This window comes from Pseudooceanicola endophyticus, assembly GCF_018760365.1.
GTDB lineage: Bacteria > Pseudomonadota > Alphaproteobacteria > Rhodobacterales > Rhodobacteraceae > Pseudooceanicola > Pseudooceanicola endophyticus.
The window spans coordinates 92019-113002 of record NZ_JAHIAB010000009.1; the positions used below are offsets into that span (position 1 = coordinate 92019).

Sequence of the window (20984 nt, forward strand, 5' to 3'; positions counted from 1 at the left end):
GAGGGGCAGAGATGAGTTACCGCATTGCGCTGAACTTCGAGGACGGGGTGACCCGGGTGATCGCCTGCAACCCCGCCGAAACGGTGATGAACGCGGCCTACCGGCAGAAGGTGAACCTGCCGGTGGACTGCTCGGACGGGGTCTGCGGCACCTGCAAGTGCCGCTGCGAACAGGGCGCCTTCGAGCTGGGCGACGACTACCTGGAAGAGGCCCTGAGCGAGGAAGAGGCCGCCGGGGGGCTGGTGCTGACCTGCCAGATGGTGCCCGGGGGGGACTGCGTGATCGCGGTCCCGGTGCCCTCCTCGGCCTGCAAGCTGACCCCCGAGAGCCACGCCGGGGTGATCACCCGCCTCACCCGGCTGTCGGAGGCCACCTTCGAGCTGGGCATCACCCTGCCCGAGGGGCCCGATTTCCTGCCCGGCCAGTACGTCAACCTGGCGCTGCCGGGGCAGGAGATCACCCGCTCCTATTCCTTCAGCTCGGCCCCCGGCGCGCGCGAGGCCACCTTCCTGATCCGCAACGTGCCCGGCGGCCGGATGAGCCGCTACCTTTCGGAGCAGGCCCAGATCGGCGATGCCGCCAGCTTTACCGGGCCCTACGGCAGCTTCTTCCTGCGCGCCCGCACCCGCCCCGTGCTGCTGCTGGCCGGCGGCACCGGGCTGGCGCCGATCCTGTCGATGCTGGAGGTCATGGCCGCCGAGGGGGAGACCACCCCGGTGCATCTGGTCTACGGCGTCAACACCGATGCCGATCTGGTGCAGACCGAGCGGCTGGAGGCCCTGGGTGCCCGCCTGCCCGGCTTCACCTGGTGCGCCACCGTCGCCGATGCCGGCGCCGCGCATCCGCTGAAGGGCTACGTGACCGCGCATCTGGACGATGCGCAGCTGCACGCCGGAGAGGTCGACATCTACCTCTGCGGCCCGCCGCCCATGGTCGAGGCCGTGCGCCGCTTCCTGGCCGAAAAGGGGGTGGAGCCCGCGCATTTCCACTACGAGAAGTTCACCCCCTCGGCCACAGAGGCGGCGGCATGATCTGCCCCGACCGCTTTCGCGGCAAGGTCATGGTGGTGACCGGCGGCGCCCAGGGGATCGGCCACGGGGTCGCGGAACGCGCCTGCGCCGAGGGGGCCTCGGTGCTGATCGCCGACCGGGCGGAGTTCGTCGGGGACATCGCCCGGGCGCTTGATGCGGCGGGCCCCGGGCGGGTCCGGGCGCTGCAATGCGACCTGGAAACCCACGCCGGGGCCGAGGCCGCGATGCAGGCCGCTGCCGAAGCCTTCGGCGGCATCGACATCCTGGTCGGCGGTGTCGGCGGGGCGATCCGGATGCGCCCCTATGCCGCCTTCGAACCCGCCCAGATCGAGGCCGAGGTGCGCCGCTCTCTGATGCCCGCGCTCTGGGCCTGCCACGCGGTGATCCCGCATCTGCGGGCCCGTGGCGGCGGGGTGATCGTCAACATCTCCTCCAATGCCACGCGGGGCATCCACCGGGTGCCCTATTCCGCCGCCAAGGGCGGGGTGAATGCGCTGACCGCCTCTCTGGCGATGGAGCTGGCCCCGGAGAACATCCGCGTCGTTGCCGCCGCCCCCGGCGGCACCGAGGCACCGCCGCGCCGGGTGCCGCGCAACGCCGAGGGCGACACCCCGGCCGAACGCGGCTGGATGGAAGAGGCGGTGCGCCAGGTCAAGGGCTCAAGCCTGATGGGACGTTATGGCAGCATCGCCGAACAGGTCGCCCCGATCCTGTTCCTGGCCTCCGAAGAGGCCTCCTACATCACCGCCAGCACGCTGGTGGTGGCGGGTGGCGACACCGGCTGAACACCCCGCTGCGACACCGCTGCCCGTCCCGCCGTCTGCCCGGCGGGACGGGCGCTTTCCTTGCCCGCAACCGCGCCCAGCCGCGCCGCCCGCCCGGGAGACCCAGCATGAACCTCAAGCAGCTGACCTATTTCATTGCCGTCGCCGAAGAGCTCCATTTCGGACGCGCCGCCGAACGCCTCAACATCGCGCAGCCGCCGCTCAGCCGGCAGATCCGCCAGCTCGAACAGACGCTGGGCGCCACGCTGTTCGACCGCTGCCGCAACACCACCCGGCTGACCCAGGCCGGGGAACGGCTGCTGGAACGCGCCCGCGTCATCCTGGCCGAGATCGACGATACCTGCCACGAGGTCCGCCGGCTGGGCCAGGGCGCCGAGGGGCGGCTGCGGCTGGGCTTTGTCGGCTCGGCCACCTACGGCATCCTGCCGGCCATCGTGCAGCGCTACCGCGCCGCCTTTCCCGATGTCGACCTGTCGCTGATGCCGATGAACAACGACCAGCTGCAAAGCGCCCTGACCGCCCGGGATATCGACGTGGCGTTTTCCCGCCCCGCGCTCCGGGACGGCGATTTCGTGGTCCACCGGCTGGTCGAGGAAGAGCTGATCGCAGCCCTGCCCGTCACCTGGGAGATGGGCCATCCCCCCGAGCTGGACCTGTCCGTGCTCGACCGTACCAGCCTGCTGCTTTACCCGGAATTCCCCCGGCCCAGCTATGCCGACACAGTGCTTGCGGCGCTGGACGCGCGCGGCATCGACACTTCGCACCGGGTCTGGACGATGGACATCCAGACCGCGCTCAGCCTGGTGGCGATCGGCGAGGGGCTGTGCATCGTGCCCGCCTCGGTCGGCAGTTCGTTCCGCAACGGCGTCGCCTTCCGCCCGGTGCGCCCGGGCCTCGGCACCACGACGCTGGCGCTGAACCATCGCCTGGACGAGCGCGGCACCCATCTGCACAACTTCGTCCGCATCGCCCAGCGGGTGGCCCGGCACGAGGTCCGGGCCGCCGCCTGAGCCACGGCTCAGACCCCCAGCCACTGGTGCTGCACCCCGGTATCGGCCCGGATCGCCGCCGCCGAGCCGGTCCAGACCACCTGGCCGCGCCCGACCACCGCGACGTCGTCGGCCAGCGCCGTGGCGAAACCGAAGTTCTGCTCCACGATCAGCATCGACAGCCCCGCGCGCTTGAGCGCCTGCAGGCTGTCGTGCAGCTGCTGCACGATGATCGGCGCCAGTCCCTCGGTCGGCTCGTCAAGGATCAGCAGCCGCGGGTTCATCAGCAGCGCCCGCGCCATCGCCAGCATCTGCTGCTCTCCGCCCGACAGCTGCGTGCCGCCGTTGTCCAGCCGTTCGCCCAGGCGCGGGAACAGCGTCAGCACCCGCTCCAGCGTCCAGTCGCCGCGGAACCGCCGGGCCGTCAGCTCCAGGTTCTCCCGCACGCTGAGCGAGGGGAAGATGTCGCGCGTCTCGGGCACATAGGCGATGCCGGCGCGGGCGATGTCATGGGGCTGGCGGGGCATCGGCGCGCCGCGAAAGCGGACCTGCCCGGCGCGGACGGGCAGCAGGCCCATCACCGTTTTCAGCGTGGTCGACTTGCCCGCCCCGTTGCGCCCCAGCAGCGCAAGCACCCGCCCCGGCGCTGCCTGCACCGAAAGCCCGTGCAGCACCTGGGTTTCACCGTAGCCCGCGCAAAGCTGCTCCAGCTCCAGCACCGGCTCCATCGCCTGTCCGGCATCAAGCATCGCTCCAATCTCCCATGTAGATTTCCTGCAGCAGGCGCGATCCCCGCGCCGCTTCGGGCAGCCCGTCAAAGACGACCTCTCCGTAGTTCAGGACCGTGATCGTGTCGGCCACGTCGAAGGCCAGGTCCATGTCGTGTTCGATGATCAGCAGCGTCAGGGACCGCGGCAGATCGGCCAGCAGCCGGTGAAAGCCGCGCGCCATCTCGGGCCCGACGCCGCTGGTGGGTTCGTCCATCAGAAGCACCGACGGCCGCGTGGCCAGCGCCACGCCGACCTCCAGCTGGCGGCGCACGCCGTAGCTGACCTCGGAGACCCGGGCATGAAGATGCGGCACCAGCTGCACCATCTCGGCGACCTCGGCGACGATCTCGCGGACCTCGGGCCGGGCCAGGCTGTCCCCCCAGAGCCGCATCCCCTGGCCGCAATGCACCGCCGCCGCCAGCCCGAGGTTCTCTTCCACGCTCAGCCCGTCGAACAGCGTGTTCTTCTGGTAGCTGCGCGACAGGCCGCGCCGGGCCCGGCGCGCCACCGGCAGCGCGGTGATATCCTCTCCGGCCAGCAGCACCGCGCCGGAATCCGGCGCAAGCTCTCCGGCCAGCAGGTTGAACAGCGTCGTCTTGCCGGCGCCGTTCGGCCCCAGGATCACCCGCCGCTCGCCGCGTTCGAGGCGCAGCGACACCCCCCGCGTCACCTGCATGGCGCCGAAACTCTTGGTCAGGTCGCGTGTCTCAAGCATCGTTGGTTGCCTCTCTCGGGGTGTCCTCGCGCGTGGCATCGGCCAGCCTGCGGTCCAGCCGGGCGCCCCAGCGGGCCTCCAGCCAGCCGAAAAGGCCGTTGGCGCGGCTCATCACAACGGCGATCAGGATCAGCCCGACCACCAGGTGCCAGTGGCTGGTGACGCCGCTCAGCCCGTGTTTCAGCGTCACGAAGGCGGCAGCGCCCACCAGCGGGCCGACCAGCGTGCCCAGCCCGCCCAGGATCACCACCACCAGCGCCTCGCCCGAGGTGGTCCAGGCCAGCAGCCCCGGAGAGATGTACATCACCTGCATCGCCGCCAGCGCCCCGGCCAGCCCTGCCAGCATCCCCGACAGGCCGAAGACATCCGCCTTGACCCGCCAGACCGTCAGCCCGAGGGCGCGCATCCGCTGTTCGTTGTGCATGACCCCGCCCAGCGACCGGCCCAGCCCGGAGCGCAGCACCAGCACCGCCGCGCCATAGGCCAGCGCGGTGGCGGCCAGGCAGAACAGCACGAAGCTGCGGCTGTCGGACAGGTCGATGCCCAGCAGGCTCAGGTCCGGGCGGGGGATGCCGCCCAGCCCGTCGTCGCCGCCCAGCAGCGGTGTCTCGAAGACCCAGGAATAGGCCATCTGCCCGAAGGCCAGCGTGGCCATGATGAAGAAGATGCCATGGGCGCGGGCGCAGATCGCCCCGATGGCCCAGGCCACGGCGCCGGTCAGCGCGATCGCCCCCGCCAGGGCCGGCAGCGGCGCCAGCCCGGCATGTACGCAGAGCACCCCGTAGGCATAGGCGCCAAGGCCCATCAGCGCGCCATGGCACAGCGACACCATGCCGCCAAAGCCCGCCACCATGTCGAGGGCCAGCACCAGGATCGCCAGGATCAGGATCTCGGCCAGGATCTCCAGCCCGAAATAGCCGGCGGTCAGGGCCCGCAGCAGGGCCGCCGCAGCCAGCAGCGCCAGCACCGCGTAACGCAGGAAAGTATGTCGGAACATCGGGATCACCCTTTCGCCGGGAACAGGCCGGTGGGCCGGATCACCAGGATCGCGGCCAGCAGCCCGTAGATGAGAACCGAGGCCAGACCGGGCGCCAGCACCGCGCCGAAAGTCTGCACGAAACCGTAGACCAGGCTGCCGGCAATGGCGCCCTGCAGCGATCCCAGCCCGCCGATGACGATGACGATCAGCGTCGGGATCAGGATCTGCAGCCCCATGTCCGGAGAGACGCTGAGCAGCGGCGCGGCGACGGCCCCCGCCAGCCCCGCCAGCGCGCAGCCCAGGCAGAAGACGATGAAGAAAAGCCGCTCCACGTTGATGCCCAGGCAGGCCGCCATGGCATCGTTGTCGACGCCGGCGCGGATCATCGCGCCGATCTGCGTGCGCCCCAGCACGAAGGCCAGCGCCGCGAAGACCACGAGGCCCAGACCGATGACGAAAAGCCGGTAGAGCGGGTAGTCGATGCCCAGCACGCTCAGCCGCCCCTCCAGCAGCGGCGGCATTGCCGAGGCGAGCGCGATGTCGCCCCAGATCAGCCGCGTCAGGTCAAGCGCGACGAAGATCAGGCCGAAGGTCACCAGGACCTGCGCCATCGGACCGGAGCGGCGCATCCGCCGGATCAGCCCGCCGTACAGCAGCACGCCGATCACCGCGACGGCCAGCGGCGCCAGCACCAGGCCGGCCCAGAACCCCGCCACCGCCGAAACCGACGCCGCCACATAGGCCCCCGCCGCATAGAGCGCGCCATGCGCCAGATTGACGAAATGCATCAGGCCGAAGATCACCGTCAGCCCGATGGAGAGCAGGAAGAGAAGCATGGAAAGCTGCAGCGCATTCAGCGTCTGGAGCAGCCAGAAACCGGGATCGGTCGTCATGAGAGAGCCTCCTAGAAGCAGGTCCGGGTGGCGCGGCGCAGCCCCGGGGCCGCCTCCGCGCGTGCCCGGGATCAGTTGGCCACCGGGGCCATCTCGCAGCCGTTCGCGGCATCGGGACGGGCCGGCAGTTCCGCCAGGATCTTCTGGGTCATGCCGTCATCGCCCTGCACCGTCTCGTAGACGTAGATCGGCTGGACGATGTTGTTGGTGGCCGGATCGATCGAGGTCTGCCCGCGCGGCCCGGTGAACTGCACCTGGCGCAGCGCCTCGCCCAGCCCGGCCCGGCCCCGCGCCCCGGTGGCGGCGGCCTCGACCAGCGCCCGGGCGCTGTCGTAGCCCTGCACGGCATATTCCGACGGCAGGCGCCCGGTCCTTGCCTCGAAGGCGGTCACGAAGGCGCGGTTCTCCTCGGTGTCGATGGTGGGCACGTAATGCAGCGCCGTCACCACCCCCGCGGCCGCCGGCCCCTCGGCATTGACGTAAAGCGGCGAGGTCAGGAAACCGGAGCCGTAAAGCGGCAGCTCGGCCTTCATGCCGAAGCTGTCGTACTGCTTGACGAAGGAGATCGCCTCGCTGCCGGCATAGAAGACATAGACCGCCTGCGCGCCGCTGGCCTTCGCCTTGGCCAGGTAGGGCCCGAAGTCCTGGGTCTTCTGGAACGGCGTGAATTCCTGCCCGGCGATCTCGCCTCCGGCGGCGGTGAACCCCTCGACGAAGCCGCCGATCATCTGCCGGCCACCGGCATAATCGGGGGCCAGGGTGAAGACCCGGGTGATGCCCTGATCATGCAGCCACTGCCCCATCGGCCGGTTCACCTGCCCGTTGGAGAAGGACATCCGCGTGATCCACGGAGAGCAGGCCGACCCGGTGGCATCGTCATTGCCGGCATTGGCCACGATCAGCGGCACCCCGGCGCCATGGACGGCATCGCGCACCGCCCCCAGCACGCCCGAGCTGACAACGCCGGCGATCACGTCGACCTTGTCCTGCAGGATCAGCTTGCGGGTCTTGGCCAGCGCCACCGGCGGCTTGACCTCGGTATCCTCGCGGATCACCTCGAAGCCGCTGTCGGGCGCGAAGGTCTCGAGCCCAAGGTCGAAACCAGCCTCGATATCATTGCCAAGCGCGGCATAGACGCCCGAGAAGGGCAGCAGCAGCCCGACCCGGACCGGGTCTTCGGCATGGGCCGGCACGGCAAAGGCGGTGGCCAGCCCGAGGGCCGCCAGGACATGTCTTTTCATCTGTTTTCCTCCCGTTGCACCCTCCGGGGAGGCCACCCGCCCTCCTCAAGGCGGGGTCCGGGACGGACCCGGGCCATGGCGTCCCCCGATCGCGCGCCGCAGGACCGATCCTGCGCCCGCCGATCCGGGCTTCGCGGTCATCATGAAACGCCCCGCCCGGCAGGTCGATGCCGCCACCGGTAACGGCTGATACCCGCAATGATTGCAACGGGACGTCACGCACTCCCCCGAAACACGCCGGGCGCAACGCAAAGGGGCGCCCGAAGGCGCCCCTGTCTTTCGCTGTCGCGCGGATCACTCCGGCGCGTAGTCCGAGATCATCTTCAGGATCGCGTCGATGCGCTCGGGCTTCACGTTCGGCACGGTGCCCTTCATCTCGGTGGTGGCTTCCTTGAAGGTCGCCAGCTCTGCCTTGGAGGGTTCGTAGACCGCGACGCCTGCCGCCTCGAGCTCCTTCTTGTGGGTCGCCTCGGAATCGTCGACCCACTGGAAGACCTCGGCCAGGGCCTTCTTGGACGCGTCGTTCACCTGCTGCTTCTCTGCATCCGACAGATCATCCCACCAGGCGGTCGAGACCAGCGCCAGGCGCGCCGACATGATCACCTTGGCGTCGGTGAAGTTGCTGAACAGATCGGCCTGGCCGAAGGTCAGCGGCACCGAAGAGGCGTTCACATAGCCGTCGGCAATGCCGGTCTGGATGGCGTTCGGCACTTCCGAGAACGGGATGACCACGCCGTTGGCGCCCATCATCTTGAACATTTCCAGCTGCGAGGGGTCGAGGGCGCGCATCCGCAGGCCCTTCATGTCCGCAACCGTCTTCACTTCGTGCTCATCGTTGAAGATGCCCAGGAAGCCGCCGTTGGGCACCACGGCCAGGATGTGCATCCCGTCGGATTCAAGCTGCTTGTTCACCGTCGCGAGGTAGTCGCTCTCGGTGAAGAACTTGAACTCGTGATCGGGGTTCTCGAAGGCGTAGGGCAGCTGGAGGACGCGCATTTCCGGGACCATCTGGGTGGCCACGGCAAAGTTCGACATCGAGACGTCCAGAATGCCCGAACGGATCTGGTCCAGACGTTCGTCCTCGCCGCCGATGGCGTTCAGCGGGAAGGCCTCGGTCTTCCAGCCCTCGGCCTTGAGGTTGGTCAGCAGGTTGTCGGCATAGCGGAAGGTGCCGGATTTCTCGCGGTCGGGGTTGGCATCCAGGGCGATGTTGATCGACTGGGCGTCGGCCACGCCGCCGATGGCAAGCGCGAGGGTGAAGGCGGTGGTGGCAAGCAGGGTCTTCATGGTTACTCCAGCATGTTGGCTTCGGCTTCTTTGGCAAAGGCGATCTCTTTCGAGAGCACCCGGGGCGAGATGAGCGCGCCGAGACCGGCGAGCCCGTGCAGCAGGATCAGGAAGATGGCGACCGGCAGGGCGGTGGCCATCCAGGCGGTGGACACCCCAAGCCCCTCGGAGGTGCGGCCGATCTGGCGCTCCACGTAGGGCCAGGTGTAGTAGAGCACCGGCGCGAAGAAGATCCACGAGGCCAGGAAACGGGCGACCACCTGGGCCTTCTGCCGCCAGATCACGTGGCTGGGCGGGTGCACCATTGCCGGGTCGGCATGGGTGTGGAAGGCGCAGGACGCCCCCAGCAGCCCGCCCCAGACCATCAGCCAGCGCGCCAGCTCCTCGGTCCAGAACGGCGGGGAGGAGAAGATGTAGCGCGCCACCACCTGCAGCATCATCACCAGCAGCATGCCCAGGAAGCAGTAGGCCGCGATGCGCTTGGCAATGGTATTGAGCCGCTCGGAAAGGGCATAGAGCGCGTCGGCGAAAAAGATCATCGCAACTCTCCTCAGTTCAGGAAGCCGGTCAGGCGCGGCAGGAACAGGCTGATCTCGGGGACGAAGGTCAGGACCATGAGCACGCCAAGCTGCACCAGCAGGAAGGGGGCGGCGGCGCGGGCGATGCCCCAGTAAGGCGCCCCCGACACGGCCGAGACGACCAGCAGCGCGGCCCCGAAGGGCGGGGTCACGATGCCCAGCGTCAGGTTCACCACGATGACGATGCCCAGATGCACCGGGTCCGCGCCCATCGAGATGCCGGTGGGCACCAGCAGCGGCACCAGCAGCGCCAGCGCCACGGGGACCTCCAGGAACATCCCGGCGACCAGGAAGACCGCGTTCAGCAGCAGCAGGTACTTCCAGCCGTCAAAGCCCAGCCCGATCAGCATCTGCGCCAGTTTCGAGGGGATCTGCTCAAGCCCGGCAAGGTAGCCGAAGATCGCCACGCCCGAGAGCAGGATGAAGATCGAACCCGACAGGATCGCGGTGCGCTCCAGGCTTTCGATCAGCTTGCCCCAGGTCATCTGGCCGTAGATGATCCCGGCGATGATGGCGCAGCACACGGCGACGCCGGCGGCCTCGGTCGGGGTCATGATGCCGAAGACGATGCCCGACAGGATGATCACCGGAATGACGGTGGCGGGCAGCGCATAGACCGCGCGGCGCAGGATCTCGCGCAGCGGCACGCGTTCGCCCGAGGGGTGATCGTGCTTGTGCGCCATGTAGGCGTTGGCCCCGAACAGCGCGAGCGCCATCAGCAGGCCCGGAATGATGCCGGCGATGAAAAGCGCGGCGACCGAGGTGTTCATCAGCGCGCCGTAGAAGATCATCACGATCGAGGGCGGGATGATCGGCCCGATGACCGACGACGCGGCGGTGATCGCCCCGGCATAGTTCAGCGAATAGCCCGCCTTCTTCATCGCCGGGACCAGCGTGTTGGACACCGAGGCCGCATCGGCCATGGCCGAGCCGGAGATGCCCGCGAAGAACACCGAGGTCAGGATGTTGACGTGACCCAGGCCGCCCTTCAGCCGCGCCATCAGCGCCATCGCCAGGTCCAGCAGGGCCTGGGTGACGCCCGCGCGGTTCATGATCTCGCCCGCCAGAATGAACAGCGGCATCGACATGATGGAAAACAGGTCGATATGCGCAATGATGCGCTGCGGGGCGGCGGCCAGGAAGCGCACGCGGTCGGCCGCCACGAAGGACAGGATGGAGGCGGCACCGATCAGGTGCGCCAGCACGGCGCCGCCGGAGAGCAGCAGCGCGGAGAGGATGAGGATGGGTATTGCGGCCATTTACGGCTCCCTGCGTCTGAGTCGCTGGTCGGGGCCCGCTTTGGGGCGGGAAAACTTGAAATGCTTATTGAACGATGTTCTATAAAAGGAAATCCGGCAAGACGCCTTCCGGCCCGTCGCGCCCAAAACTGCCATAAATTTAGCCACGGGGATGCAGATTGACTCAGGACAGCGCACAAAAATCAGGCAAATCACCCAGAGGTCGTGCCGCAGTTGTGGGACTCAGCAAGGCACAGGTGGTCGAGGCCGCCATTCGCCAGATCGACGAGAAGGGCTTTGCCGGCTTCTCCCTGCGGGAACTGGCGCGCACGCTGAAGGTCTCTCCGACAGTGATCTACTGGCATGTCGGCGGCGCCAAGGAGGACCTTTTCGCCGAGATCGCCGCCTCCATCACCGGCGCGCTGTCCGAAGGGCTGGGCGAGGAACCCGACTGGAAGACCCGCCTGCGCGCGGTCTTCCTGCGCTATCGCAAGCTGGTGCACGAACATCCCAATGTCGCGCCTCTGCTGGGCGCGCAGATGAAGTCGAACGGCGTCGCCAATATCGACTGGGTGGAAACCGTGCTCTCGGCACTGCAGGATGCGGGCTACAAGGGCGATGACCTGCGCACCGCCTTCAACGCCCTGCTGGGCGGGCTGGTCGGCTTCGTCACCATGGAGCTGGCGCCCCCGCCCTCCGACAAGGCCACCGACTGGGAACAGCTCTTTGCCGAGCGCGTCGCCCAGATCGACCCGCAGACCCATCCGCTGACCCATGCCGCCCTGCCCCATATCACCAACCGCATCTTCGTGCTGCGCTGGCAGAACGGGGCCGACATCTCCTACGACGATGGCTTTACCCTGCTGCTCGATCTGCTGATCGAGGGGCTGGCCGCCCGCGCCCCCCGCTGATCCCCCCTGCTCCGGACCCTTTCCCGATGACCGACGCCTTCACCTCCGATCTTGACGCGGCGCTGGATGCCGCGCGCTCCGCCTATGTCGCCCGCAACCCCGGCAGCGCCGCCGCGCTGGAACGCGCGCGCCGCGTCATGCCGGGCGGCAACACCCGGACCTCGCTCTGGTCCGATCCCTTCCCGCTGTCGGTCGCCAGCGGCCAGGGCTGCCACATCCGCGACGTGGACGGCCATGACTACGTGGATTTCCTGGGCGAATTCACCGCCGGCATCTTCGGCCACACCGCCCCCGCCCTGGCCGAGGCCATGGCCCGCGTCCATGCCGAGGGCATCAACCTGTCCTCCCACACCCCCTACGAGGCCGCGCTGGCCGAACGTCTGGTGGCCCGCTTCCCCTCGATGGAGCTGCTGCGCTTCGCCAATTCGGGGACCGAGGCCAACCTGATGGCGCTGACCACCGCGCGGCTGGTCACGGGCCGGCCCCGCGTCGTCGTCTTCCAGGGCGGTTATCACGGCGGGGTGCTGACCTTCGGCCATGGCAATGCGCCCGTGAACGTGCCCTTCGATTTCGCCGTCCTGCCCTACAATGATGCCGGGGCCGCCCGCGCCGAATTCGCCGCCCACGGGCCCGAGATCGCCGCCGTGCTGATCGAGCCGATGCAGGGCGCCGGGGGCTGCCGTGCCGCCGACCCGCAGGTCCTTCAGCTGCTGCGTGACCTGTGCACCGAGACCGGCGCGCTGCTGATCTTCGACGAGGTCCAGACCGCCCGCATGTCCGAAGGCGGCGCCCAGGCGCGCCTTGGCATCACGCCGGACATGACCACCATCGGCAAGTTCTTCGGCGGCGGCCTGGCCTTCGGCGCCTTCGGGGGCCGGGCCGACATCATGAACCATTTCGACCCCACCCGTCCCGATGCCATCGGCCATGCCGGCACCTTCAACAACAACCGCCTGACCATGGCGGCAGGGCTGGCGGCGCTGGATCACTACCTGACGCCGAAGGCGCTGGACGCGCTGTTCGCGCGGGGCGAAGCCTTCCGCGCCGCGCTGAACGCGCGCTTCGACGCCGCGGGCGGGCTGTTCCACGTCACCGGCATGGGATCGATCATGAACATCCACGGCACCGGTCCGGAGGCCGCCAAACGCCTGCGCCTGCTGCATTTCCGGATGCAGGCCGAGGGGTACTACTTTGCCGCGCGCGGCCTCATCGCGCTGTCTCTGCCTATCGGAGCGGCAGAAACCGATGGTTTCCTCGACGCCATCGAGCGGGTGCTGGCCGCCTGACAGCCCTCCGCTTGACAGGTTTATAGAACAGTGTTCAATAAGCCCGAGAGACCGGCTCCGGCCGGTCTTTTCCATCTTGCCCCAAAGACAAGGTCCCCTCAGATGAACCTCCCCTTCTCCAAGACGCGCCGCATCGGCAACACGGTCTACCTCTCCGGTGAGCTCGGCTTTGCCGCCGACGGCACCGTCCCCGAGGGCATCACCGCCCAGACCGAGAACTGCCTGAACCGCATCCGCGCCACGCTGGAGGCCGAAGGCCTGACGCTGGCCAATGTCGTCTCCTGCACCTGCTACCTGACCGATGCCGCCGATTTCGCCGAGTTCAACGCGGCCTATGCCACCTTCTTCTCGGATCCGCTGCCGGTGCGCACCACCGTGCAATCCGGCCTGATGATTCCGGCCAAGCTGGAAATCACCGTCATCGCCGAGGCGTAAGCCCCTTCCGGACAGGAGACGTGCCATGTCGCAGATCATGGTTCTAGGCGCCGGCATGGTCGGCGTGAGCAGCGCGCTTGCGCTTCAGGCACGCGGTCATCAGGTCACCCTGGTCGACCGGCGCGGCCCGGGCCGCGAGACGAGCTTTGGCAATGCCGGCTTCATCCAGGCCGAGGCGGTCGAGCCCTACGCCATTCCCCGCGACCTGCGCACCCTCCTGTCCTACGCGACCGGACGCAGCAACGACATCGTCTACGATCCCGCCCAGCTGCCCCGGATCGCCAAGGTGCTGCTCGCCTACTGGCGCAACTCCGCCCCCGCGCGCCACCGCGCCATCGCGGCCACCTATGCGCGGCTCGCGCAGCGCTCGACTGCCGATCACCAGCCGCTGATCGCGGCCTCCGGCCAGGACAACCTGATCCGCCGCACCGGCTATGCCCAGGTGTTCCGCGATGGCTCCGTCTTCGACGGGGCCGCGCGCGAGGCCGAGCGGCTGAAGGCCGAATACGGCGTGCGGGTCACCGCGAAGGATGCCGCCACCTTCGCCAGCGCCGAGCCTGGGGTGAAACGCCCCGTCGCCGGTGCCCTGGCCTGGGACGACACCTGGACCTGCGCGGATCCGGGCGCCCTGACCGCCGGCTATGCCGATCTGTTCACCCGCCAGGGGGGCCGGTTCGTCGATGGCGATGCGCTCAGCCTGACGCAGAGCGCCACCGGCTGGCAGATCGACAGCGCCGAGGGCCCGGTCGAGGCGGAACAGGTCGTCGTCGCCCTGGGCCCCTGGGGTCCGGATCTGCTGAAACGTTTCGGCTACCGCGTGCCGATGCTGTGGAAACGCGGCTACCACGGCCATTTCGACAGCCCCACCCCGCTGTCGCGCCCGGTGATGGATGCCCAGAACGGCATCGTCATGACCCCCACCACCCGCGGCCTGCGCCTGGCCACCGGCGCGGCGCTGGTCGATCGCGAGGCACCGGCAGAGCCCAGACAGCTGGAGCGGGGCGCAAAGGCGGTATCGGACCTTGTGGATCTTGGCCCCCGGGTGCAGGAAGTGCAGTGGTTCGGCCACCGTCCCTGCCTGCCCGACATGCTGCCGCTGGTGGGACAGGCGCCGCGCCACCCGACGCTGTGGCTGAACTTCGGCCATGGCCACCAGGGCTTTACCCTGGGCCCGACCACCGCGCTCCTGCTGGCCGACGCCATGGACGGCCAACGGGACGATCTTGCGACGGCGCTGGCGCCCGCCAGCCGACCCGCCGCCATCCACTGACCGGAGTTGCCCCGATGCCGTCCGCCCGCCCCCCTGCCCTTCCCGGTGATCCGGTCTCGGCGATCCGCACCCCGGCGCTGATCGTCGATCTTGACGCCTTCGAGGCCAATATCGCCCGGATGCGCGCCTTCGTGCAGGACAGCGGGCTGCGGCTGCGGGCCCATGCCAAGACCCACAAATCCGCCGATATCGCCCGCATCCAGATGCGCGACGGCGGCGCCTGCGGGGTCTGCTGCCAGAAGGTCTCGGAGGCGGAGGCGCTGGTCGAGGCGGGCGTCACCGACATCCTCGTCTCGAACGAGATCACCGGCACCGCCCGTGCCGAGGCGCTGGCCCGGCTGGCCGAACGCGCCCGCATCGGCGTCTGCGTCGACAGCCTGGAGGGCGTCGCCGAACTGGCCGCCGCCACCGCCCATCACGACACCGAGCTGAGCGTTCTGGTCGAGGTCGATGTGGGTGCGGGCCGCTGCGGTGTCGCGCCGGGGGCCGCCGCCGTGCCGCTGGCCCGGGCCATCGCCGCCGCGCCGGGGCTGATCTTCGGCGGGCTTCAGGCCTACCAGGGATCGCTTCAGCACATCGCCGATCCGGCGGCCCGTGCCGCCGCCGCCAAGGCTGCGGCCCAGGCCACCCGCGACACGCTGAAGGCCCTGCACGCCGAAGGCTTCGACTGCGCCACCGTCGGCGGGGCCGGCACCGGCTCCTTCCGGCTCGACAGTGGCCTCGGCCAGGTGAACGAACTGCAATGCGGCTCCTACATCTTCATGGATGCCGATTACGACCGCATCGAGGAAATCGGCGGCGGTCGACCCGGAGGCATGGAGAACGCGCTGTTCATCCTGACTGAGGTCATGAGCACCGCGGTCCCCGGCAAGGCGGTCTGCGATGCCGGTCTGAAGGCCATGTCGCTCGACAGCGGGCTGCCGCGTCTGGATGCCGAGGGGCTGAGCTACCTCGTCGCCTCGGACGAACACGGAGAGATCGCCGATCCCGACGACCGGCTGGCGCGCGGCGACCGGCTGCGGCTGGTGCCGGGCCACTGCGACCCGACCTGCAATCTTTACGATCATTACGTCGCAGTGCGCGGCGATACGGTCGAGGCGATCTGGCCGGTCACGGCGCGCGGCTGCCTCTGGTAGCGCTCAGGGCGCTTCCAGATCGGCGCGGCGGGCGATGATCGCCGCCGTCAGCACCTCTGAAACCGCCCGCACCCGACGGGCGGCGGCCAGGTCCCCGTGGGTGACCAGCAGCAGCTCCCGCTGCATCCGTTCCCCCGAGGGCAGCCGGTCGCGCAGCAGGCGCAGCCCCGCCGCACGCGCCAGGAAATGCGGCAGCAGCCCGACCCCGGTGCCCATGCGCACCGCCTCGACCATGCCGGTCATGGTGTTGACCGCCATCCGCGGCGCCCCCTCGGGGCAAAGCGCGGCGGACCAGCCGGCGGGGGTACTCAGCCCGGGGTGTTCCGGCCAGATCACGTGGCGGTCGGGCACCGCCCCCCCAGCCGGGGCGTAAAGGCCGAACCCCACCTCTGCCAGCTTGCGCACCCGCAGGTTGCCGCGTTCGGGCCGCACCATGCGCAGCGCCAGATCGGCATCGTGGCGGTGCAGGTTCACCGTCGTCGACTGAAAGCTGATCTCAAGGTCGAGGCCCGGGTTTTCCGCCATCAGCGGCGACAGCGCCGGCAGCAGGACCGGCGTGATCAGGCTTTCGACACAGGCCAGCCGCACAAGGCCGCAGATCTCGGACTGGGCGGCAGTTTCGGTGCGCAGGTCGCTCATCGCCAGCTCCACCGCCTCGGCGCGCGGCACCAGCGCCCGCCCCTCGTCGGTCAGCGCATAGCCCGCCTGGTGGCGGCGAAACAGCGGCAGGCCAAGCGCCTGCTCCATCCGTTCGATCCGCCGCGCCATGGTCGCCACGCCCAGACCCAGCCCCCGCGCCGCCCCGGAAAGGGAGCCCGCCCGCGCCAGCGCCAGGAAGACCCGGGTATCGTCCCAGTTCAGCCGATCCATGCCCCACCCTCCCGTTTTCGGAAAACAGCATCCCGACCTTAGCTGTATCGCCCCGGAAACGGGAATGCGAGACCCGTGACAGACCAAGCACAGGGATCTCTCCATGTCTTCCACCTCCTCCTCCCGCGCGGTCGGGTTGACCGCCCTGGCCGCGATCTTCTGGGGCACGAATTTCGAAGCCACCCGCTTCGTGCTGACCGATCTTTCGCCCTGGACCGCCGCCGCGCTGCGCTTTGCCGTCGCCGCGGCGATCATCCTGCTGTGGCTGATCCTGACCGAGGGCATCGACCGTCGCGGCCTGGCGCGCAACGCCCCCGCCTTCGTGGTCCTGGGTGCCCTGGGCATCGCCGGCTTCAATGCCGCGCTCTGCCTCGGAATGGGCAGCTCCAGCCCGGTGACGGCGGCGCTGATCATGGCCACGACGCCGCTGTCGACGAACCTGATCGACGCGCTGGTGGCGCGCCGGATGCCGCGCCCGGCGGCGCTGCTGGGCATGGCGCTCAGCCTGACGGGCGTGGCCCTGACCGTCGGCGCCTTTGCCGGGGCGGCGCTGTCGCCGGGCGACCTGATGATCCTGGGCGGCAGCCTCTGCGTCTCCTGCTTCACGGTGTTCAGCCGCCGCTGGGTGAAAGAGTCGAGCCCCCTGGCCACCACCACCTGGACCATGGTCGCGGGCGCCCTGCTGCTGCTGACCGGCGCGCTGGCCTTCGAACATCCCCTGGCCGAGGCGCTGGCCGCACCGGCGCCGGTCTGGGGCGTGACCCTGTGGATGGCGATCGCCGGGTCGGTGCTGGCCTTCCTGTTCTGGACCATCGGCATCCGGGTGCGCGGCCCCGGCCCAACGGCGATCCTGTTCAACATCGTCCCGGTCTCGGCGCTGGTGATCGCGACTCTGGCCGGACGGATGCCGGGCCCCGCGCAGCTGGGCGGCGTCACCCTGACCATCCTTGGCGTGCTGGTCGCCAGCGGTCGGCTGCGGCTGCCCGGACGCCGGCCCGCCCGCGCCTGATCCGCCGCCCGCCCCGGGGGCGGTTCAGTCCTCGGGGGGGATGCGGGCGCGGAAGTCGCGCAGTACCTCCAGGTAGCCGGGGTCATGGGTCCAGGAGGGCAGCCCCTCCAGCAGAATGTCGGTGGAGAGGTCCGGGAAATGCGCCAGCCAGCGCCGACCCGCCGCCACCGCCCCCGCCCGGTCCCCCTTCAGCCACAGCGTGCCGAACATCATCCGGTGCGCCCAGTGCGCGGTCGGCGCGGCGCGCATCCCCTTCTCGATCAGCGCGACCGAGGCATCGTAGCGCGCCATCACCCGCAGCGCCGCCGCCCGCCCGAACTGCATGTTGAACAGGAAGGGGTCCAGCGGGCTGAGGTTCTCGGCCCGGTCGAAATGGGTCAGCCCCTCTTCGGGGCGGTTCAGGTAGACCGCGACCCAGCCCAGCCGCAGCCAGGCCCAGGCGTTGTTCGGATCCAGCTCCAGCGCCCGCAGCGCCAGCTCTTCCGAAAGCGGGAAATCCCGCAACGCCAGGGCCGCCGCGGCGCTGAGCGCGGTCAGCGTGGCGGGATTGTCCTGCACCCGGGGATAGGCGCGGTCGAAGGCCGCCCGGCTTTGCGCCCGCGCCAGGTCCGGGCGCGGCGTCCACAGGTAGCAGCAGTCATGGGCATGGCACCAGGCCTTCATCGCCAGCGCATGGGCGGCCTCGGGATCGCGGGCCACGGCCCGGTCCAGCAGTACCAGAGCGCGGCGGTTCTCCTGCGGGTCATGGACCCAGAAATGCGGCAGCGCGGTCAGCACCAGCTCGTAGCTGCTGCGGTCCTCGGGGGCGGTGCGCCGGGCGCGCAGGATCTCGGCGGCGCGCAGGTTCGGCGAAAGCTGCCCCGCGACATGGGCCGCGATGCGGTCCTGCAGATCCATCAGGTCATCCAGACGATCATCGAAACGTCCCGACCAGCGGGTACGCCCGTCGCGCCCGCCCACCAGCTGGACCGAAATCCGCACCCGGTCGCCGGAGCGCCGCACCGCGCCCTGCAACAGGTAGCTGGCCCCCAGCCGGGCGGCGATCTCGGGGACCGGCAGCGGGCTGGCGCGCAGCATCACCGTGGACTGGCGGGCGATGACGTCGAAATCCCGGCTTCGGCTGAGGGCGGCGGTGATTTCCTCGACGATGCCGTCGGCGAACATCTCGGAGGCGCCGGGGCCGAAGGCCTCGAAGGCCAGCACCGCCAGCGCCGGACGGTCCAGCCGGCGCGCGGGCGCCTCGGGCGCGGCGGGGGGAGCGGCCTGTCGCTGCGCCCGCAACCAGTCCTCGAAACCTTCCGAGGGCAGGTCGAAGCCGCTCAGGAAATCACCCTCGCCCCGCGCCACCTCGGTGGTGTCGGCAGCCAGCCAGATCCCCTGGCGGTCGGCGCCGATGCCATCGCCCAGCCGGCGCCGCAGTGCCGACAGTTCCTGCCGGAGCGAGGCCCGCGCCTGCGCCGCCCCGCGATCCGACCACAGCAGGTCCGCCAGCAGGCCACGCTCTGCCCGAAGCCCCGGCTGGCAGGCCAGATAGGCCAGCAGCCCCTGGGCGCGGCGCCCCAGCCCCTCCAGCGGCGCGCCGTCATGCTCGGCCAGGAAGGGGCCGGACAGGTGAAGCACAAGGCGGGGCATCGCAGACGGGCCTCCCAAGGTGGTTTTCACGCGGCATGACGATGTTTTGACGGAAGTATTGCACTCGCGCCATGGCGTTGCACCCGGAAATTCACGCAACCCTGACGTGGGTGGGCGCAGCATGGGATCACACCTTACCCCCGGAGAGAACCGATGACCCTGATGTCCACCCTGACCGCCCCCGCCCTGACGCTGACCGGCCTGCTGAAGGCCCGCCGCCCCGCCACCCGGACCGGGCAGGTCCGCGACCGGGCACTGGATGCCCTTCCGCGCGAGCGGCTGGAGGATCTGGGCATCGCCCCGCGCAGCGCCGCCAACCACCGCCACAGCGGTCAGGCCGGGCCGATCCCCCGCGCCGAGACCTGGTAACCCCGGCCCCGACACAGGACCCGACGACACGGGCCCCGACATGAAAAGGCCGCCCCGAACCCCGGGGCGGCCCAAATCCTTCTGGCCTTGGCGGCGCTTACAGCAGGTGCTGGTTGACCGGACGATCCAGCCCCAGGCCGTCGCGCAGCGTCTCGCCGGCATATTCGGTCTTGTAGAGGCCGCGCTCCTGCAGGATCGGGATCACCTTGCCGGCGAAATCGTCCAGGATCCCCGGCAGGTAGGCCAGCGGCAGCATGAAGCCGTCGCCGCAGCCCTCGCTCACCCATTCCTCCATCCAGTCGGCGACCATCTCCGGGGTGCCGCACATGAAGCGGTTGCCGCGCTTGTAGCTGGCCGCGATCTCGCGCAGCGTCTTGCCCGAGCGGATCAGCTCCACGATCTGGTTGAAATAGGCGGTGTGGTGGTTCGAGGCGGCGGGGATGCGATCCTCGGGGATCGGCGCATCCAGCGGCAGGTCCAGCAGCTGGGTTTCCAGATCCATCGAGAGATACAGCACCGAAAGTTCCGGCGGGATGAAGGAGCGCAGGTACTCGTACTTCTCTTCCGCTTCCTGCACCGTGTCGCCGATGATGACGTTCAGCCCAGAAAGCACCTTCAGCTGGTCCTGGGCGCGGCCGTATTTCGCCATCCGCCCCTTCAGGTCGGTATAGAAGGCGCGCGCGGCCTCCTTGCTGCCGCCGGTGCCGAAGACCACCTGCGCGGTGCGCGCGGCCAGCTCCTTGCCCGCATCCGAGGCGCCGGCCTGGATGATCACCGGGTGACCCTGGGGCGCGCGGGCAACGTTCAGACCGCCGTAGACCTTGAAGAATTCGCCGTCGTGATCGACCACGTGGTATTTCGCCGGATCGAACTGGCGGGCGCCTTCCTTGTCGAAGATGAAGGCATCATCCTCCCAGGTGTCCCAGTACTTCTGCACCACATCGACGCATTCACCGGCCTTCTCGTAACGGCGCGCATGGGGCGGCAGACGGTCGAGGCCGAAGTTGCGCGCCGCGTAGTCATTGGCCGAGGTCACCACGTTCCAGGCCGCACGCCCACCCGAGATATGGTCGAGCGCGGCGAACTGGCGGGCGATGTTGAACGGCTCCGAGAAAGAGGTCGACATGGTGCCGCCCAGACCGATGTGCCTGGTATGCATCGCCAGCGCGCTCAGCACGGTGATCGGTTCCAGCCCGTTCTGGTAGATCGGAGACTTGGTCCAGACCTCAAGGTTGTCGGTGCGGCTTGCCGGGGTATCGGCCAGGAAGAACAGATCGAACTTGGCCGCTTCCAGCTTCTGCGCATAGCGGATGTAGTGCTGGATGTCGGTATCCGCGCCGGGCTCGGCCTCGGGCATCCGCCAGGCTCCGTTATGCTGACCATTGGCCTGGAACAGGCAGGCGAGGGCGATCTGTGTCTTGCTCAATCTTCGTACTCCGTGTGGACCCGGGCCCCCGTGAACCGGGGCCGGGACGACGGGCGGTCGAAGGGTCGAACCGCCCGCGCTGATCTGGCCGGTGCGCCAAAGGCCCGGCTCTTGCGACAGCCTAGGCGCGGAAA

The 20984-nt window shown here is 69.4% G+C and carries 21 protein-coding genes; 10 read left to right on the top strand and 11 right to left on the bottom strand.

Annotated features, from left to right (window positions below; translation table 11 throughout):
* Positions 1–11 precede the first annotated feature (11 nt).
* From benC to KM176_RS15765, 3 genes are all read left to right on the top strand, one after another.
* Entirely contained in the window at positions 12–1031 is a 1020-nt protein-coding gene (benC, locus tag KM176_RS15755; RefSeq protein WP_160894936.1) for a benzoate 1,2-dioxygenase electron transfer component BenC, read from the top strand.
* Positions 1028–1816: a benzoate diol dehydrogenase BenD gene (gene benD, locus KM176_RS15760; RefSeq protein ID WP_160894935.1), complete on the top strand. Its 789-nt coding sequence runs from the start codon at positions 1028–1030 to the stop codon at positions 1814–1816. The genes benC and benD overlap by 4 nt, the downstream gene beginning before the upstream one ends.
* Positions 1817–1923: 107 nt before the next feature.
* Positions 1924–2826 carry a LysR family transcriptional regulator gene (locus tag KM176_RS15765; RefSeq protein WP_160894934.1) on the top strand — a complete coding sequence of 301 codons (903 nt, stop codon included), beginning with the start codon at positions 1924–1926 and terminating at the stop codon, positions 2824–2826.
* Positions 2827–2834: 8 nt separating this feature from the next.
* Here KM176_RS15765 and KM176_RS15770 read toward each other — a convergent pair whose 3' ends face one another.
* The 8 genes from KM176_RS15770 to KM176_RS15805 form a co-directional block, all read right to left on the bottom strand.
* Positions 2835–3554 carry an ABC transporter ATP-binding protein gene (locus KM176_RS15770; protein WP_236045337.1) on the bottom strand — a complete coding sequence of 240 codons (720 nt, stop codon included), beginning with the start codon at positions 3552–3554 and terminating at the stop codon, positions 2835–2837.
* Entirely contained in the window at positions 3547–4290 is a 744-nt protein-coding gene (locus tag KM176_RS15775; protein ID WP_160894933.1) for an ABC transporter ATP-binding protein, read from the bottom strand. Before KM176_RS15775 ends, KM176_RS15770 begins: the two co-directional genes overlap by 8 nt.
* Entirely contained in the window at positions 4283–5287 is a 1005-nt protein-coding gene (locus tag KM176_RS15780; RefSeq protein WP_160894932.1) for a branched-chain amino acid ABC transporter permease, read from the bottom strand. The genes KM176_RS15775 and KM176_RS15780 overlap by 8 nt, the downstream gene beginning before the upstream one ends.
* A 5-nt stretch (positions 5288–5292) precedes the next feature.
* Positions 5293–6162, bottom strand: coding sequence for a branched-chain amino acid ABC transporter permease (locus tag KM176_RS15785; RefSeq protein WP_160894931.1), 870 nt, complete (start codon positions 6160–6162; stop codon positions 5293–5295).
* 71 nt (positions 6163–6233) lie between these two features.
* Entirely contained in the window at positions 6234–7403 is a 1170-nt protein-coding gene (locus KM176_RS15790) for an ABC transporter substrate-binding protein (RefSeq protein WP_160894930.1), read from the bottom strand.
* A gap of 294 nt (positions 7404–7697) precedes the next feature.
* Positions 7698–8690 carry a TRAP transporter substrate-binding protein gene (locus KM176_RS15795; RefSeq protein ID WP_160894929.1) on the bottom strand — a complete coding sequence of 331 codons (993 nt, stop codon included), beginning with the start codon at positions 8688–8690 and terminating at the stop codon, positions 7698–7700.
* Positions 8691–8692: 2 nt separating this feature from the next.
* The gene (locus KM176_RS15800; protein WP_160894928.1) at positions 8693–9229 is read right to left on the bottom strand and encodes a TRAP transporter small permease; all 537 of its coding nucleotides are present in this window, start codon (positions 9227–9229) and stop codon (positions 8693–8695) included.
* 11 nt (positions 9230–9240) lie between these two features.
* Positions 9241–10527 carry a TRAP transporter large permease gene (locus KM176_RS15805; protein ID WP_160894927.1) on the bottom strand — a complete coding sequence of 429 codons (1287 nt, stop codon included), beginning with the start codon at positions 10525–10527 and terminating at the stop codon, positions 9241–9243.
* Positions 10528–10742: 215 nt separating this feature from the next.
* Between KM176_RS15805 and KM176_RS15810 the strand changes: the two genes are divergently transcribed.
* From KM176_RS15810 to KM176_RS15830, 5 genes are all read left to right on the top strand, one after another.
* Positions 10743–11417, top strand: a complete 675-nt coding sequence (locus KM176_RS15810) for a TetR/AcrR family transcriptional regulator (RefSeq protein WP_311136166.1) — start codon at positions 10743–10745, stop codon at positions 11415–11417.
* Between the two features lie 26 nt (positions 11418–11443).
* The gene (locus KM176_RS15815; RefSeq protein WP_160894925.1) at positions 11444–12703 is read left to right on the top strand and encodes an aspartate aminotransferase family protein; all 1260 of its coding nucleotides are present in this window, start codon (positions 11444–11446) and stop codon (positions 12701–12703) included.
* A 102-nt stretch (positions 12704–12805) separates the two neighbouring features.
* Complete coding sequence (locus tag KM176_RS15820; RefSeq protein ID WP_160894924.1) at positions 12806–13138, top strand: RidA family protein; 333 nt, start codon at positions 12806–12808, stop codon at positions 13136–13138.
* Between the two features lie 25 nt (positions 13139–13163).
* On the top strand, positions 13164–14408 hold the full coding sequence (locus KM176_RS15825) for an NAD(P)/FAD-dependent oxidoreductase (RefSeq protein ID WP_160894923.1): 1245 nt from the start codon (positions 13164–13166) through the stop codon (positions 14406–14408).
* 14 nt (positions 14409–14422) lie between these two features.
* Positions 14423–15544: a DSD1 family PLP-dependent enzyme gene (locus KM176_RS15830; RefSeq protein WP_160894922.1), complete on the top strand. Its 1122-nt coding sequence runs from the start codon at positions 14423–14425 to the stop codon at positions 15542–15544.
* 3 nt (positions 15545–15547) lie between these two features.
* Here KM176_RS15830 and KM176_RS15835 read toward each other — a convergent pair whose 3' ends face one another.
* Positions 15548–16414: a LysR family transcriptional regulator gene (locus KM176_RS15835; RefSeq protein WP_160894921.1), complete on the bottom strand. Its 867-nt coding sequence runs from the start codon at positions 16412–16414 to the stop codon at positions 15548–15550.
* Positions 16415–16517: 103 nt separating this feature from the next.
* Between KM176_RS15835 and KM176_RS15840 the strand changes: the two genes are divergently transcribed.
* Positions 16518–17423, top strand: coding sequence for a DMT family transporter (locus tag KM176_RS15840; RefSeq protein WP_160894920.1), 906 nt, complete (start codon positions 16518–16520; stop codon positions 17421–17423).
* Between the two features lie 24 nt (positions 17424–17447).
* On the opposite strand, the gene KM176_RS15845 is transcribed toward KM176_RS15840, so the two are convergent.
* Positions 17448–19055 (bottom strand): tetratricopeptide repeat protein, encoded by a 1608-nt coding sequence (locus tag KM176_RS15845; protein ID WP_160894919.1) that lies wholly within the window; start codon positions 19053–19055, stop codon positions 17448–17450.
* 153 nt (positions 19056–19208) lie between these two features.
* Here KM176_RS15845 and KM176_RS15850 point away from each other — a divergent pair, with 153 nt between their 5' ends.
* The gene (locus KM176_RS15850; RefSeq protein WP_160894918.1) at positions 19209–19424 is read left to right on the top strand and encodes a hypothetical protein; all 216 of its coding nucleotides are present in this window, start codon (positions 19209–19211) and stop codon (positions 19422–19424) included.
* A 97-nt stretch (positions 19425–19521) separates the two neighbouring features.
* On the opposite strand, the gene KM176_RS15855 is transcribed toward KM176_RS15850, so the two are convergent.
* The gene (locus tag KM176_RS15855) at positions 19522–20850 is read right to left on the bottom strand and encodes an LLM class flavin-dependent oxidoreductase (RefSeq protein ID WP_202397846.1); all 1329 of its coding nucleotides are present in this window, start codon (positions 20848–20850) and stop codon (positions 19522–19524) included.
* Positions 20851–20984 lie beyond the last annotated feature (134 nt).